We start from the raw sequence: 14,021 nt of genomic DNA on the forward strand, positions 1-14,021 counted from the left end.
TTCTTTATCTGAATATATTAAACACTATTGCAAATTCAATTCTATTTGATATATTGATTTCATAACACAAATAAAAGGAGGATGTTATGAAATACAGATTAGGCGCGATAGCGACTGCAATACTTTTTCTATCAATCAATGCTTATGCCGATGGTGTCAATGCAACCAAAGTTGGTGTGGGCGCTACAGCAGAGGGGGATGACTCAACGGCGGTTGGTGTGAATGCCACGGCCTCTGGGAATCAATCAACTTCAGTAGGTAAAGATTCTTCTGCCACTGGGCTTGGTGCCACGGCCACTGGATCGAATGCCAAAGCCTTAGGTGATTTTTCAATTGCCAATGGTCTGGCTGCAAATGCGACTGGGCAGTCTTCTATAGCGATTGGCCTCAGTGCTCAGAGCTTAGGGATTGGCTCGATGGCTTTCGGTCCTTCTTCTCAGGCTTTGAAGAATGGATCAATGGCCTTCGGTGGGAGTGCTATTTCCAATGCTTTGGACGCGATTGTTTTTGGAACATCTGCCAATGCAACGGGTGACTACTCCATCGTTTTTGGTCGTTTGGCTTCTTCCACAGCTATGCGATCCATCGTCTTTGGAGACTCAGCCCAAGGAACGGGAATCAACTCCATCGTCATGGGCTTCAATGCAAGAGGCCAGAAGGATGGATCTATCGCTATCGGTAAGGTGGCGAATAGCAATGGAACGGGTGCGGTTGCGGTTGGTGACTCTGCTGCTGCCCTAGGAGACAACTCAGTTGCTGAGGGTGCTGGTGCTCAAGCGACTGGGAACTTGTCCTTGGCAGAGGGCTACGGGGCGAAAGCCTTGAAGGACAAAGCGGTAGCTCAAGGGTCAGGGGCGAACGCCAATGGTGTGTCTGCGGTCGCGGTGGGCGAATCTGCTTCTGCTGCAAATGATGAGGCCGTGGCCATCGGCAAGGGGGCAGTGGCCATGGGCTTGGATTCCACATCCGTTGGAGCTGGAACATCTGCAACAGCTATCAACTCCACTGCCCTTGGAAATGGCTCTACAGCTCAGGGAACTTCAGCCCTTGCTGCCGGCGATCAGTCTCAAGCTCTTGGTGCAAATTCGGTTGCTCTTGGTGCTCAAGCTCATGCTGACGTGAACGGGGCAATTGCGGTTGGCGACCAGGCCGCAGCAACTGGCATAAACAGCATCGCTGAAGGCACTTTGTCCAAAGCACAGAAGGACAGAGCCGTTGCGATGGGCCGTGGAGCCAATGCGAACGGTGTTGAGGCTCTTGCTTTGGGTGATGGGGCCTCTGCAACCAATGACCAGGCTACAGCGGTGGGCAAGTCCACTAATGCTTCAGCAATTGGCTCTACCGCCGTGGGTGATGGTGCTGCGGCCATTGCAGGCAATGCAACCTCGTTGGGTCATGGTGCCTTGGCAAGTGGAGCTTCCAGCTTGGCTGGTGGTGATAGTGCAGTGGCTTCAGGAACTTCAGCAGTTGCCTTGGGCAAATCCAGCTCTGCAACAGGAATGAACTCAACCGCAGTGGGTGGAAGTTCAATTGCGGCCTACATCGGTGGAACCGCTTTGGGAAACAACTCCAGAGCCAACCAGAACTTCACAACTGCTTTGGGTGGTGGTGCTCAGGCCAATGCCATGAACTCCGTTTCTATCGGCTACAACACCATCAACAACGAAGCCACAACTGTGGCGGTGGGCAACCGCAAGGTCACTCAGGTTCTTGATGGTGTGAACAACAACGACGCGGTCAACGTCCAGCAGCTCAATGCGGCGAAGACCAGTGCCAATGCCTACACAGATGCAAAGATTGCGGCCTTACCAACTGGTGGTGGCGGCGGGATTACACAGGCCCAGCTCGACGCTGCGGTAGCTGAAGCGAAGTCCTATGCGGACACCAAGAAAACTGAGGCCATCACATCCAGCCAGTCCTATGCCGATGGGACCAAGACCGCTGCTGTGAACGAGTCCAAGACCTACACCGACAACTCATCTTCAACAACTTTGACTCAGGCGAATGCCTACACAGACTCAAAGATTGCGGCTTTGCCGTCTGGTGGTGGCGGTAGTGGTGGCATCACCCAAGCTCAGTTGGACGCTGCCAAAGCTGAAGCGATCTCCACTTCCAACACCTTCACCACAACTTCTGTGGCTGCTGGGGTAGCAAGTGCGAACGCCTATACCGACTCCAAGATTGCTGCTTTGCCACCAGGCGGAAGCACTGTGAACCAAACCGACATTGACAATGCCATGAACAATGCAATCAATGTCTCCAAGGTCTACACCGACAACTCATCTTCTACAACTTTGACTCAGGCGAACAACTACACCGATGTCAAGGTAGCTGGAATTCCTTCTGGTGGATCTGGAAGTGGTGTGACTCAAGCAGATGTTGACTTGGCCAAAGGGCAAGCAATCAGCACATCCAACAACTACACCGACATCAAGGCCATAGACACCTTGAATCAGTCCAAAGCCTACACTGATTTAAAAACTGGTGAAACATTGGTTCAGGCCAACACTTACACCGATTCAAAGATAGTGGAAGTCAAGAGCTATGTGGATGTGAAATCAGCTCAAACCCTCGTTCAGGCCAATGCTTATACAGACAGCAAGGTTGGAGAGGTGAAAAGCTATGTTGATGTGAAGTCTGCTCAGACTCTTGTTCAAGCAAATAACTACACCGACTCAAAAGTTGGTGAGGCAATCACCATCAGCAAGAACTACACAGATGAAGTTGGGGCTGATGTCTTGAAGAAGGCTAATGCCTACACTGATGTTGCAAAAGTTGAAGCAGTCAACATAAGCAAGGTCTACACCGATAAATCAAAGGCTGAGGCGGTTGCTGAGTCCAAGGCTTACACAGATGTCAAAACATCAGATGTGTTGGTTAAGGCGAACAACTACACCGACATGGCGAAGTCTGAAGCCATGGAGTATGCAGACAAGCTTTCTGAGCAAGATAGACATTACACCGACTCAAGAATTTCTGAAGTCAAGGGTGACATTGCAGCATTGAGAGGTGAAATCAAAGGCTTCGACAAGAAGATTGATTCATCCAATGCAATGGCTTCTGCTCAGTCCAACATTGTATTCAACCCATACGGCGGAAGAATGCAAGTTGGGGTTGGAGTTGGTAGCTCTGGTGGATCAAGTGCGATTGCCTTCAAGCTAATGGGAGTGACTGATGGCGGGAAGATTTTCTCAGTCGGAATCTCTAAGGGTGGCAAGGGCAAGGCGAGCATCGGAGCTGGGATGACTTGGAACATCCGTTGAGCCCGGAAAGCTGAAATGAAGAAGCCCTCCTAGCGAGGGCTCTTTTCATGGTCGAGAACGTGCAGCTCTTGAAAGTGGCCGTCAAGCGGCTGGATGAGTACGGCTACGACATCCGCCAGTTCGCCAACATGATCATCAAGAACAACGTCATCGTTGCCACCTCGTCATGCTCGGAGGCGAGTTCTACGACAAGGAAGGCTACTTCCGCCACGCGGTGCAAGGGCTGGAGGAAAAGAAGCAAATCCTCTATCTGCTAGGCCCGGTTTAAGACCTGAAGTGCTCTTTTGGGCGAAATTCGGCCACAGATTGCTGAATCAAATCAAGAACTTAGATGAACTAGCCGTCACGCTCAACAACCCGATGACTGCGGACGGATTGCGTGACCATCGACGGCAACATCCAAATAAATCAACGACTTGGAAGCCTTGCCCTGCCTGGAAAAGCGACGGTTGAGGGCCTGGCGCAATTGGGCCGCAGTGGTGTTTGCTTGCCTTCGACCCACAATGTTGCTCATGGCTGGTCCGTTATGGTCAGCAGCAGCAAGGGGAACGACATGGCGGCAATCATCAAGGCACTGTTGGACAGCAAAGAGCGGAAGGCTCAGGTGTTGGATCGACTCAAGCCCTTCGGGGCTGGCCCGGTGCTGCTCGGGCTCTTCTTGCTGATGTTGCCAGCCATCATCCTCAGTGCTGGGCTCGTGGCCTATGCAATGACAAAGCTCCCCTGAAATGGAGAGCTTTTGGACTTCTTTGCTGGAACTGGCGGCTTGCCTTAAGGGAACAAGCGGTTGATTTCGTCTCTCGTTTCCTTGATGAAGCCTTCAACAACCATGATGTCCATTCTGTTGGTCAGTGGGCTGTCAACAAGTGGGAACCATCCACCATCAGGATTGATTCGCTCGTCTCTTGGCACATAAATATCTCTGAAGGGTCTGCTTTCAACCAACTCGATGATGTTCTTGGTCAAGAGCTGATTGATGGTCATTGACTCACCGTTGCCAATTTCTTTTTCAATCTCAGGCAAGAGTGAAATCAATCCCTTCTCTTTCAAGAGTCCCTTGTTGATGACTGCAATGTGTCTTGCTTCAGGGAAAGTGACTTTAAGAAACTGGAAGGACTCCAAGCTCTTCTTGTCGGCAATGACACTTGGAATGGTCACTTGCCAATCATCATAAGAGAACATTTCCATGAAGTTCTCGGCACCATCCAGCATGGTCAACAACTCCGCGATGGAGTCATACGGAAAATCAATGATGATTTTTCTGGATTGGGAAGCCAATGCTTCACCAATGACTGTTCTTTCTTCTGGGTTGCGGATGTCAAACAACTTGACTCCAATGGATGGATCGTTGTGTCTTCCGTCAACCCCTCTCTGACCGAATCTTGAGAAAAGAGCTGTGTGCTTGGTGTCAGCCACATAGGCATCCAAGGGCTCTACTCTTCTGATTTCTTCAAGAACTCTTGAAGCGAACAATGTCTTCCCGACACTGCCAGCCAATCCCAACATGAGGATTGCTTGTTTCTTTAATTTCTGACTTTGTATGGCATTCAGATGTGCCTGTAGTTGTTTTGACATTTTTGCTCCTTATTGTCATTGTTGTCTATTCAATATATCAAACGATATATGGAAAGCAAGAGCAAAGATGAAATATTTGGCTTGGCTTAGAAGAGCCTAGTTCTCTTTGTTGATGGTTTGTTAGACAGAAGTGATTGAAGCCTCTCGTGGGCAATGGCCGACTCAAGAGCCTTGATGGGATCTTGGTCTTTGCAGAGTTCTTGAATTTCAGGCGATGCCCACTGAATTGCACACGCATCATTTTTCACGGCTTCAAGAACCATATGCATATCTGACTTGAAGTTTTCAGGAGCCCCGTAGAGAGCACGTCCATAGGTTGATACAGCGAGAAGGAATAGCTCTTTATCCGCTCTCAGGCGTTTTGATGCTTCCTTGTAGGCACCTCCATAGTTTTTTATCAAAACATGCATTACTTCAGCATCGTCTCTCAACTCAGCAGTAAGAAGTAATGAAAACGTCCAACGATATTTGGCTGCCTCCATTACGAATTCTTTACTCTTACGAAGTCGCTCTGAAGCGTACTGAAAACCACTGTCACCAAATCGGATTGAGGATAAAACAACGTCCCAGTCATCCTTCATAGTGTCAGAAGCGAATCTGAGATAGTTTCCGTTCTGTTTAACGGCCTCAATCACAACTTCTTTATCATTTCTGAGTTTGTCGGATGCATATTCCAAAGCCAAGCCATTATTTTTTACAGCTTCAAGCACGACTTCTTTGTCACTCTTGAATTCCTCCAACATTTCGGCAAGTGCCCAACCCTGTTTTCTAACCGACTTAAGAACGAAATTCTTATTCGCACGAAACGACATTGAAGCAAATTCAAGGGCTGATCCGTGTGTATTGATAGCCTCCAAGACAACTTCCTCGTTTGACTTCAAATCGTCGGAGGCAAACTTGAGGCTTCTTCCGTACTCTTTCACTGCAATTAGGACAATCTCCTTGTTTCCTCTAAGTTCATTGGAAACATACTCAAGGGCATCGTAATTTTTCTTTACGGCCTCAAATGAAACTTCGAAATCATTACGAAACAGGTCGAATTCTCCATTCTTGAATTCTTTGCCTGCCAGCACGCCATTGATTGCTTCTTCTTTTGTCGTGTACATAGCATCCCTTGTGAGTGAGAGAGTTTCTTAAAGCCACTTCAAATTTTTTCCAGCTCTCTTGAGTGTGACTTGCTGGAGAGTTTCTGAATGAGGCTGTTGTAGTCCCGAATCCTCTTCATTGGTTTGCGAACCTGAAGCTTGATGGGCTCTGGTTGCAGTCTTCAGTGAAGTGGAGCTGAAGGCTGTTTGTACTTCGATCCAAGCAAAGCCCCATAGGCCAATCGATGTAGCAAGGCGCACCAAATGCTGTGGGCATGGCCTTGATGATTGCTGGGTCGGAGTAAAAGGCTTCATCCATGTAGAGGCAGACTTCGGATTTGCCATCTTTAAGGGCTTTCAACACTTTCTTTCGATTGTTGGCGAAGCTCGAAGAGAGGTAGCGAGAGCCGTTGAATCCGAAGGGGTGTGGACACTTGGAGCGTTCAAAAATTTCGTTTGTGAATTCTTCATCCCACCTCCACTCATTCTTGACTCCGCACTTGGGGTGATCGAAGACATAGGGGTTGAGGATGACTGCTTCTTTGACGACCTCCTTGTCTTCCCAGAAGTTCTTGAATTTGGCAGTCCAGAAGCTTTCTCCAGCAAGGATGTGTTTGATTGCTGTTGCTTTGGTTTTGTAGTGACTAGGCATGATTCCTCCCTTGCTGTTTAGGCGGCCTTCTTCAGCTTGCCCTCTTCTTCTTTGAACCTGCTCATGATTTCCGTGCAGGCATTGAACTGGGGACTGAGGGACTTCGTGTACTTGGGAATCCGCTCCCAGAGGTAGATGAGAGTCTTGGGGCCGTAGCCCTTGATTTCATCGTCGTAGTCCGTGATCCCATTGCCGCAGTGGATGTTGATGCTGGCCGGTTGGGCACCGTGGATGAGGACATTCATGCCAATCTGAACGGCGGTAAGCATTGCCATGGTGGGATCAAGGTCGACTCCAGTGACATGGACGCGGCTGAGGGCTTCGGGGCCTTCATCGTGATAGATGTACTTGAGCTGGCCGAGGATGAGGGAGCCGGCTCCACAGCCTGCGGGGTCAGCAATGTGGATCTCATCCTCAGGCGGAACGATGGGGCCATTGATACCCATAAGGAAGGGCAGCAGGCCAGCGGCCAGGTCAGGAGGTGTGAGGAACTGGCCCAGTGACTCCCCGAGGTGGGGAGCAAAGAGTTCGTTCATGACATCCGTGAACGGCTCGTTCTCAGCAATGGTGCGAATCCAAATCGTGATGGCCTCAAACAGGGCTTTGTCGGCCTCGGGCTGACGATGGAAGTCCCTCGGATTGGTCTTGAACTCAGGGCGGTAGTAGAAGCCGCTAACGGGGGCGGCACTGGCAACCAGTTGAGGGGTGGTCAGGATGTTGAAGAGGCCCTGAGTCATGTCCTGAATAATTTCGATGGGACGGCTCCGGTGCTTGCTGATGGCACTGAGCTTGTCCATAGCCTTCTTGATGTCGTTGTTCTTCATGCTGCCACCTTCGCTTGTTGTTCAGGCTCTTCCTGCATGAGATTGACAGAAATTTGAAGACCATCACCCTCCGCGAGAATGTCAATCTCAATGGAGTGTGTCCGTTCAAATTTTCCGTTGAGATAGAGGCCAACCAGAATTTGCATGACAGACTGAGCTTGGTACTCACGGAATTTGGCAAGAGGATGGGCATCATCAGTATTGTTGGAGATATCCTTGAGGACATTGATTGAGCCAAGTGCCTCTGCCCGCTCATTGGGCTGAAATTGGTTGAAGAATGCATTGACAAAGTGCTGAATTGCGTGGCGGCAGAAGAGCGTTTCGGTATGGGTAGTGGGCTTGTTCATTTGCTATCTCCTTGTTGGCAACAGTGTCTTGAAGGTTTGGCTTAGACCAATTCACCTGCTTCGTTGAGAAAGGAAATCTTCCCATTCGTTGCCACAATCGCGGAATAGACCTCATCCAGAGTGCCATTCTTAATATTGTGAAAAATGAAGTAGGCGAGGTGTTTTTTCACTGCACTCTTTGATTCACCATCGAGACCGCCGTGATGATCAATAAATTCATCAAAATTAAGATTGGCACAAGCACTCAGACGGTCGTCAATATTTTCATTGCGACAATAAGCAAGAAAAGAATTGATGAGCTTTACGGCTGCAAGTTTTTCTGCAATCTGAGCGGCGAACTTCTGTTCTTCCAAAGTAAGCTTCTCAAAGTTTTCTTTTGTATAGATGCTGACATCGAATTCAAATTCCTTAGCCAGTTCATTGGTAGTGGTGTTCATTTGCTATCTCCTTGTTGAATCGCGTTGTTGCGATGGAATGAACTATTCCAAAAGGGCGGTAAGCTCTCGATGAACGAGAACGGGCCTTCCGTTCCTTGACAGACAGGAAAAAGCGAGCTAACGGATGGCGAAGTCAGCGGGGGATGTGAGCGAGCTGGACAAGCTCAGAGGCGAAACATGGGTTGCTCACTGCTTGGCCGTGGCCGAGTGCAAGACCTTGGCTCAGCTCCATGAGAAGGTGCCCGTGCTGTCGTCGGTAGACCTGTGGAGCAAGTACAGGGGCGGCAAGGCCAAGCCCCTAGAGTCCACGGTTCGGGTCGTCAACCTCATGTTGGTTGGGACTGCTGACACATGGTTTCATGGCCCTCTCGCCCTGCCCTTGTGGTCGGTCCTGGCCCTCGACCTGGTCGTTGCTCGCCAGCTTGTTGAACAGGCCATAGGAAGCCAGCCTAATCACAAGGACTGGATGGTTGCCTCCTATGTGCCCGTGCGGGAAATGGACAACCTAGAGCTTGCTCAAGCCCTGCTGGAGTTGAGCATCACTGAAGCATGGTTTCGGCCACGGCCAAGCCCTGATGTCTCGGACTTGAACCTTCCCCATGTGTTCGAGAACATCGACAAGTACGGTGCTGACGAATGGCTTGCTCGTGTCCAAGAAGCGGAGAAGCGGACTGAAGAGCTGGAAGCTGCGAATCCGCGAATGGAGCACATTCGTTCAGACAACTTTCTCTCGCTGGCAGAGCTGGTGGTCCTCGAGCCCAACCCATTGGCTCATCACTACTGCATTCACAAGAAGCTCTTGGCAGCTTCAAAGTTTTCGAAAAAAGTGAACCGCTACCCCATCCTTCAACCGCAACGGCTGCTTGCACTGTTGGCCGCTGCCGTGGTCAGCAATGGGTCTGATGAGCTGCTGCTGAAGGATGTTGCCAACTTCCTGACCCAAGGGCTCAAAGAGGCAATGACTGACCTGTTCGGTGCGGGTGTGGCCCAGTTCGTTGAGGACAACATCTGACCCTATGCCTCGTCGTGAACATCGGCCGCAAGGCCATGCCCCTACGGTTCTTGAAGCCAATGTTCTGAAGCTCAGGGCCTTCGAGATCGTGCTCGTGCTCTTCTACATGGAAGACCTGAAGCGGTTCATTCTCAGATCCATCAAGGTCAGCGACATGCTCACCGGATATGGTGATCGGCTCAGCGATGGCAAGGTCAAGACCAAAGAGGGAAAGAAGCTGGAGCTGGCCCGTGAGGTCTTGGTTGCAGAGGGTGTTATTGACCAGGCCGAAAGCGATGAAATCAAAGACCTGGTGGACTACCGAAACACAATCGGCCATCAGATCCACAAGATGACCGTTGATGTCGGGGCCTACTCAGAACTCGTGCGTTTCGATGGCGAGCTTGGGCCAGTCAAAGGCTATGACCACAAGGCCGCGAAGCGAGCTGCTGAGCTTCGGGACAAGGTCAAGAACGGGATGATGAGCAAGTTCGTCATGGAGTTGAGCTTTGACAGCTTGGCCTTCGAGGCTGCTGAGCGAACCTACCTCTTGGAGATACGGCGGCTCAATGCCAAGGTGGACAAGGGCATTGCTCAGCTCAACCAGCTCATTGAAGAGACCAACCAGTCCATCAGGGCGATTCCAAAGGCCGTGATGGAGTCGGCCCAACCTCTCCACCCCAAACATCAAAAGGCCAATGGCAACCTGACAGATTCAGGCAAGAGCTGCATCTTCCAGCTCTTCAATGCCAAGGCCACTCCCTATGCTGCTGCCCACCTGATGAAGATTTCTTTGCGGGCCTCTACGCTGTGGTTCAAGCGGTGGCAGGCAAGCCGTTAGGTCAAGAAACTTCGTCGTCAATCTCGAAGTCAAACATGCCACCAAATCGCTTGCGAACCTCTTCAGTCATGAACAGGTTGTTGAGCCGGTGGTAGGTGATGGCCTCGGTCTTGATGGCTGTAATCTTGTGGAAGCGAAGCGAGCCTTTGACGACTGCCAATCTGGCTTTGGGCTCGAAGACACACTCAGGCTCATCTTCAAATGGGAACTCGGTTGCGGGCTTCGTGAACTGCTGGGCACTGATGACACTGGCTTCAGGGAACAGGACAACATTGGTGCCCTTCTCTCCTGTCTGCACGGATGGGAAGACCAGGCCGTCGACCTGTTTGCCAAAGCGAAGCCGCAGGTACTCGAAGACGACTTGAGTTGACAGGTAGCTCAGCTCGTCGTTTTTGCTTTTTGGCTTGGACAGCTTCTTGACCAGCGAGTTGATGAAGGTCTTGAGGTGCTGGGAGTCCAAGTAGCCGATGTCCAGCAATGTGAGCTGGGGTGGCTCGACTTGTTCCAGCTTGGTCAAGTCCAAGAGCTTGAGGCTCGTGATGGGTGTCATGCCGACACTCACCACATCGTCACCCGTGATGGATCGGATTTCGCTCAGGCAAGTGCTTCTCTCAAGAGCACAGTACAGGGCTGAAATCCCGTTGGGGGTCATCCGTTGGCTGCTGGCCCTGTCCTTGGGAGTTGGGCCAAGTTGTGAGGCTGGATCGTCGGCAATTTCCTTGGCCTTCTTGTAGCCATCGGCACTGCGGGCACGGAACAGCTCAGTCCCGCGATCCAAGGTGCGAATAACCTCAGGCTTCAGCTCATCGTTTTCAGTGACTAGCAGCTTGAAGACATCATCAAGGAAGCCACGGGCATTCGGGTTGAAGAAGCGGTGTGAGTGCCTGATTCCGTCGATGAACTGGCTCCAGCGGTCTTCATAGAAGTTCCGCTCCAAGAGGCCATCGTCGTTGTAGAAGTGGGTTTCCTTCCCTCTGACATTGATCTTGAAGTCGTGCGGGGCAGCATCGCAGAGTTCATCAAAGTACGGCTCATCACCGAGGTTGAACCACTCCATCAAAACGATGTCGTAGCTGCTCACATTGATGACATCTGAGCCCAGCTCATAAATCAGATCGTGCTCGTAGTGGGAGAGGTCATCTTCACCAGCCACGTTCTCCCGAACACGGTCATAGATGTAGTCAAAGAGAGCTTGCTTCTCGACTGTTTGACCTGTCTGGTTGCAGTAGCTGCAATGGCCCAGAAGGCCCTTGGCATTGATGAAATTCTTGAGGGGCTGAGGTGTGACACAGGCCGAACAAATCATCTTTTCTCCCTGATGGTTTGGCCCAGTGTAAGAGGCGGATTAGAGCCTTTGCTTCAGGGAATCGCTCTTGAGCCAGCCAGTCAATCGCTTGGGCTCATGTGTTTGGTGAGCAAGGAAGCTCTCCAAGGCTTTGACGGGGTCTTTGTCGCGGCACAAGTCCTGAATCAGAGGACTGGCGAAGGTTATGCAGTCAGGCACTCGGCAGACGGCCAGCAAGACAACCTGCATGTCGTTCTTTATGAGGGGTGGAGCGAACTGAAGGTTCATGGGGTTGTGGGCGATGGCGGAAAGCCATTGCTGCCTCATCGCCTCCATGTTCACTGCTGGACGTTCGGGGAACTTCATAGCTTCATCCCCAACTTCTGCTTCGGAGCTGGCCCCTTCTGTGAGAGGGTTGATTGAAGCTTCTCGTGTGCCTCGATTCTCTTCTCGGTCAGGATTGCATCCTCAAGTGCATTGATAGCTTCGTCGGTTGACTTCCAGCTCACGATGCCTTTGATTTCCTGAGAACCAAAGTCCCTCACTGCATCCCACCAGCCATGCTTGACTGCTTGCAATCCAATCTCTTTGTCGGCTCGCAGCCTTAGGGAAGCATGCTCAAACGCAAAGCCTCCACCCTCCAGCACTTTGCTGACGAATTCCTTATCGTCACGTAACCTGTCTGAAGCGTACTGGAGAAGGTGTCCGCAATTGGAATGGCTTTCAAAAATCTCCGTCATGAATTGCTTGTCATCGCGAAGTTCTGCGGAGGCATGAGCTAGTACACCAGGCTTAGACTTCATGCTTTGCTTGATGAAATCCTTGTCGTTGCTCATGAGCTTAAACATTGAGTCAAGCTTGCCCGAGTCCACAAGGCTCTTAGTGAAGAATTTGATCTGTTCGTTGTTGAACTCACTCACAAGCTCATCCCCATGCTCATAGAAGGTTTACGGGATTGAGCCATCTTCGTTTGAATCTGCTCCATCACTAGATCGGACTTCAAGGTCTGCTCTGGGCTCTTGCCTTGGACTCTTTCTTGAAGCCCACGGGTCAAGTGGCGAGACATCTTGGGGTCGGCCTGCACGGCAGCTAGAGCGACTTCCTTGTTGTTGCGAAGACTGAAGCTCATGAAGCGGTAGCAGTCAGCACCGTTGATGTCGTCCACTCCAAAGAACTCAGATGGAGACTTGTGGGCCAAGATTTCTTTGGCCTCTTTCACTGAGAGGTCGTAGCTCGCCAATTTCTCCTTAGTGAACTGAAGTGACTTGTCTTCTTCCTTAACCTTCTCATCAAGACTCTTGAATTGGGCTGGGGTCAGCTTTTCGCCTTCGGCATGGTGTTTTGCGGCTTCAGCATTGAAGTGGCTGAATTCTTGGTCCAGAGCCTTTTGGTAGTCGCTGATGAAATCCTGTTGTTTCTTATTCATGAATTCCCTTTCTTGTTCTATTTAATATACGAAATTCAAGGCGAATGTCAAATATTAAAGCAAGAAAAAGCCATCACTAGGATGGCAATTTGTTGAGCAAATTCCGTTCATAGGAACATCTTCTTTCTTGCCTCGACATTGCTCTCCATTATGGCTTGCATGATTGCGGCATCACCGCAAATCTTCTCTTTAGCCGCCCTCTTCTCAATCAATTCAGAGTAGAGACTAGGTCTTTCTGCCTTTGCTCTCTCAATCATTTCTTCTTCGGTCAAGCTGAACTTCATTGGGTCGGCCCAGTACATCTTTCCTATGAAGTCCAGAGTCTCCCTATTCGCTTGAGCACATGCAAGGTCGGACTCTTGCTTGTACTCGCTGGCCTCAATCTCCATCTTGTTCACTTCCCCCCTCTTCTTCTGAATGAGGTGTTCGGCCCCAAGTACCACAAAGATCAGAAAGCAGCCAAAATAGACAAGTTTCATCATTAATTTCGGGCCGTAGCTGTAGTCAATTTCTTCGTCCTTCATAATAAATAACCTCCTATTGCCAAAAGTGTGATGATGATTGCCGCCACAAGTGCAGCCTTCTTGTTGATGTAGTGAGTGTCATACTTGTTCATATTCAAGCCTTTCCTTTGTTTAGTTTGTTGTTCAGATTGCTCAAGCCCAAGAATATTGAGTCAATGAGTCTGCTGTAGTTGTTCATTGCGAAAATCGCTAGCACTGCAAAAATGATCGCTAAAAATACATAAATCATGATGGTTCTCCTTAGTGTTTTTAGTTAATGGTTTAGTTGGCGAAGTCAAATTGTTCATAGTTGGAGTCGTCTCTGACCTTGCCTCTGAGTCGTGTAATCAGTGCAATTTCTTCAACTTGGAAGTTGGCAAGGTTGTCTATCTCTTCATCGCCAATGTCCTCCCAGTCTTCAATCTCAAGGTCAGGGAATTGGGCTCTGAAAAGCATGAGGTTCTTCAATCTCTTCTCAGAACTTACTCTTTCGCAGAATGGCAAAGCTTCAACGGTGCTTTTGAAGTCGGACATGAGTTTGTCGTTGCGAAGCTTTTTGAAGTCTGTAGTTGCACTGAGCAAGAAGTCAGAAATCTTTTCTGCTGGAGTCTCATTTCTCAAATCAACGAAAACGCGAGCCTGGACCATGGCATTCAAGGATGGTTTGAAGTAGTTGAATGAGATTTCGTCTGAGTACTCGCTGTAACTTGTGAGTGCGAGTTGGATGTCTGCGAATTTTTGCTCCAATTGCTCTTTTGTCATTTTTAGTCTCCCTGTAATTGCTCTTATATA

16 protein-coding genes and 1 pseudogene are annotated in these 14,021 nt (G+C 49.9%); 5 read left to right on the forward strand and 12 right to left on the reverse strand.

From position 1 onward, the window contains the following. Positions 1–86 precede the first annotated feature (86 nt). From AABB87_RS02890 to AABB87_RS02900, 3 genes and pseudogenes are all read left to right on the forward strand, one after another. The gene (locus tag AABB87_RS02890; protein ID WP_341969717.1) at positions 87–3,263 is read left to right on the forward strand and encodes a hypothetical protein; all 3,177 of its coding nucleotides are present in this window, start codon (positions 87–89) and stop codon (positions 3,261–3,263) included. A gap of 196 nt (positions 3,264–3,459) precedes the next feature. Continuing rightward, positions 3,460–3,528 (forward strand): annotated as a pseudogene (locus AABB87_RS02895) (hypothetical protein); the annotation flags it as partial. A gap of 114 nt (positions 3,529–3,642) precedes the next feature. Beyond that, positions 3,643–3,990, forward strand: coding sequence for a hypothetical protein (locus AABB87_RS02900; protein ID WP_341969719.1), 348 nt, complete (start codon positions 3,643–3,645; stop codon positions 3,988–3,990). A gap of 44 nt (positions 3,991–4,034) precedes the next feature. Here AABB87_RS02900 and AABB87_RS02905 read toward each other — a convergent pair whose 3' ends face one another. The 6 genes from AABB87_RS02905 to AABB87_RS02930 all read right to left on the reverse strand — a co-directional run bounded on the left by AABB87_RS02905 (position 4,035) and on the right by AABB87_RS02930 (position 8,183). Next, a complete protein-coding gene (locus AABB87_RS02905) occupies positions 4,035–4,838 on the reverse strand; it encodes a hypothetical protein (protein WP_341969721.1) in 804 nt (267 codons plus the stop codon). Positions 4,839–4,924: 86 nt separating this feature from the next. Then, positions 4,925–5,944 carry a DUF4116 domain-containing protein gene (locus AABB87_RS02910; RefSeq protein ID WP_341969723.1) on the reverse strand — a complete coding sequence of 340 codons (1,020 nt, stop codon included), beginning with the start codon at positions 5,942–5,944 and terminating at the stop codon, positions 4,925–4,927. Positions 5,945–6,059: 115 nt separating this feature from the next. Further along, entirely contained in the window at positions 6,060–6,575 is a 516-nt protein-coding gene (locus tag AABB87_RS02915) for a hypothetical protein (protein ID WP_341969724.1), read from the reverse strand. 17 nt (positions 6,576–6,592) lie between these two features. Continuing rightward, entirely contained in the window at positions 6,593–7,399 is an 807-nt protein-coding gene (locus AABB87_RS02920; protein ID WP_341969725.1) for an N-6 DNA methylase, read from the reverse strand. After that, positions 7,396–7,746, reverse strand: coding sequence for a hypothetical protein (locus AABB87_RS02925; RefSeq protein ID WP_341969726.1), 351 nt, complete (start codon positions 7,744–7,746; stop codon positions 7,396–7,398). Before AABB87_RS02925 ends, AABB87_RS02920 begins: the two co-directional genes overlap by 4 nt. Positions 7,747–7,787: 41 nt before the next feature. Beyond that, positions 7,788–8,183: a hypothetical protein gene (locus tag AABB87_RS02930; RefSeq protein ID WP_341969727.1), complete on the reverse strand. Its 396-nt coding sequence runs from the start codon at positions 8,181–8,183 to the stop codon at positions 7,788–7,790. Between the two features lie 145 nt (positions 8,184–8,328). Here AABB87_RS02930 and AABB87_RS02935 point away from each other — a divergent pair, with 145 nt between their 5' ends. Both AABB87_RS02935 and AABB87_RS02940 read left to right on the forward strand, forming a co-directional pair. Continuing rightward, complete coding sequence (locus tag AABB87_RS02935; RefSeq protein WP_341969728.1) at positions 8,329–9,195, forward strand: hypothetical protein; 867 nt, start codon at positions 8,329–8,331, stop codon at positions 9,193–9,195. Between the two features lie 4 nt (positions 9,196–9,199). Continuing rightward, positions 9,200–10,015, forward strand: coding sequence for a hypothetical protein (locus AABB87_RS02940; RefSeq protein ID WP_341969729.1), 816 nt, complete (start codon positions 9,200–9,202; stop codon positions 10,013–10,015). A gap of 1 nt (position 10,016) precedes the next feature. On the opposite strand, the gene AABB87_RS02945 is transcribed toward AABB87_RS02940, so the two are convergent. The 6 genes from AABB87_RS02945 to AABB87_RS02970 form a co-directional block, all read right to left on the reverse strand. Continuing rightward, on the reverse strand, positions 10,017–11,321 hold the full coding sequence (locus AABB87_RS02945) for an RES domain-containing protein (RefSeq protein ID WP_341969731.1): 1,305 nt from the start codon (positions 11,319–11,321) through the stop codon (positions 10,017–10,019). A gap of 39 nt (positions 11,322–11,360) precedes the next feature. Beyond that, positions 11,361–11,666, reverse strand: coding sequence for a DUF4116 domain-containing protein (locus AABB87_RS02950; RefSeq protein ID WP_341969733.1), 306 nt, complete (start codon positions 11,664–11,666; stop codon positions 11,361–11,363). Beyond that, on the reverse strand, positions 11,663–12,220 hold the full coding sequence (locus tag AABB87_RS02955) for a DUF4116 domain-containing protein (protein ID WP_341969735.1): 558 nt from the start codon (positions 12,218–12,220) through the stop codon (positions 11,663–11,665). Before AABB87_RS02955 ends, AABB87_RS02950 begins: the two co-directional genes overlap by 4 nt. Further along, positions 12,217–12,726 carry a hypothetical protein gene (locus AABB87_RS02960; protein WP_341969736.1) on the reverse strand — a complete coding sequence of 170 codons (510 nt, stop codon included), beginning with the start codon at positions 12,724–12,726 and terminating at the stop codon, positions 12,217–12,219. The genes AABB87_RS02955 and AABB87_RS02960 overlap by 4 nt, the downstream gene beginning before the upstream one ends. A 107-nt stretch (positions 12,727–12,833) precedes the next feature. Then, the gene (locus AABB87_RS02965) at positions 12,834–13,250 is read right to left on the reverse strand and encodes a hypothetical protein (RefSeq protein ID WP_341969738.1); all 417 of its coding nucleotides are present in this window, start codon (positions 13,248–13,250) and stop codon (positions 12,834–12,836) included. Between the two features lie 261 nt (positions 13,251–13,511). Continuing rightward, on the reverse strand, positions 13,512–13,991 hold the full coding sequence (locus tag AABB87_RS02970) for a hypothetical protein (protein ID WP_341969739.1): 480 nt from the start codon (positions 13,989–13,991) through the stop codon (positions 13,512–13,514). Positions 13,992–14,021 lie beyond the last annotated feature (30 nt).

The sequence above is a fragment of the Roseateles sp. PN1 genome (assembly GCF_038419725.1).
Classification (GTDB): Bacteria; Pseudomonadota; Gammaproteobacteria; order Burkholderiales; family Burkholderiaceae_C; genus Paucibacter_A.

Excerpts from the sequence above, each read along its gene's own strand:
- AABB87_RS02950 (WP_341969733.1), bottom strand. The coding sequence starts at position 11,666 with ATGAAGTTCCCCGAACGTCCAGCAGTGAACATGGAGGCGATGAGGCAG.
- AABB87_RS02905 (WP_341969721.1), bottom strand. The coding sequence starts at position 4,838 with ATGTCAAAACAACTACAGGCACATCTGAATGCCATACAAAGTCAGAAA.
- AABB87_RS02970 (WP_341969739.1), bottom strand. The coding sequence starts at position 13,991 with ATGACAAAAGAGCAATTGGAGCAAAAATTCGCAGACATCCAACTCGCA.
- AABB87_RS02920 (WP_341969725.1), bottom strand. The coding sequence starts at position 7,399 with ATGAAGAACAACGACATCAAGAAGGCTATGGACAAGCTCAGTGCCATC.
- AABB87_RS02915 (WP_341969724.1), bottom strand. The coding sequence starts at position 6,575 with ATGCCTAGTCACTACAAAACCAAAGCAACAGCAATCAAACACATCCTT.
- AABB87_RS02965 (WP_341969738.1), bottom strand. The coding sequence starts at position 13,250 with ATGAAGGACGAAGAAATTGACTACAGCTACGGCCCGAAATTAATGATG.
- AABB87_RS02930 (WP_341969727.1), bottom strand. The coding sequence starts at position 8,183 with ATGAACACCACTACCAATGAACTGGCTAAGGAATTTGAATTCGATGTC.
- AABB87_RS02925 (WP_341969726.1), bottom strand. The coding sequence starts at position 7,746 with ATGAACAAGCCCACTACCCATACCGAAACGCTCTTCTGCCGCCACGCA.
- AABB87_RS02940 (WP_341969729.1), top strand. The coding sequence starts at position 9,200 with ATGCCTCGTCGTGAACATCGGCCGCAAGGCCATGCCCCTACGGTTCTT.
- AABB87_RS02890 (WP_341969717.1), top strand. The coding sequence starts at position 87 with ATGAAATACAGATTAGGCGCGATAGCGACTGCAATACTTTTTCTATCA.
- AABB87_RS02960 (WP_341969736.1), bottom strand. The coding sequence starts at position 12,726 with ATGAATAAGAAACAACAGGATTTCATCAGCGACTACCAAAAGGCTCTG.
- AABB87_RS02945 (WP_341969731.1), bottom strand. The coding sequence starts at position 11,321 with ATGATTTGTTCGGCCTGTGTCACACCTCAGCCCCTCAAGAATTTCATC.
- AABB87_RS02910 (WP_341969723.1), bottom strand. The coding sequence starts at position 5,944 with ATGTACACGACAAAAGAAGAAGCAATCAATGGCGTGCTGGCAGGCAAA.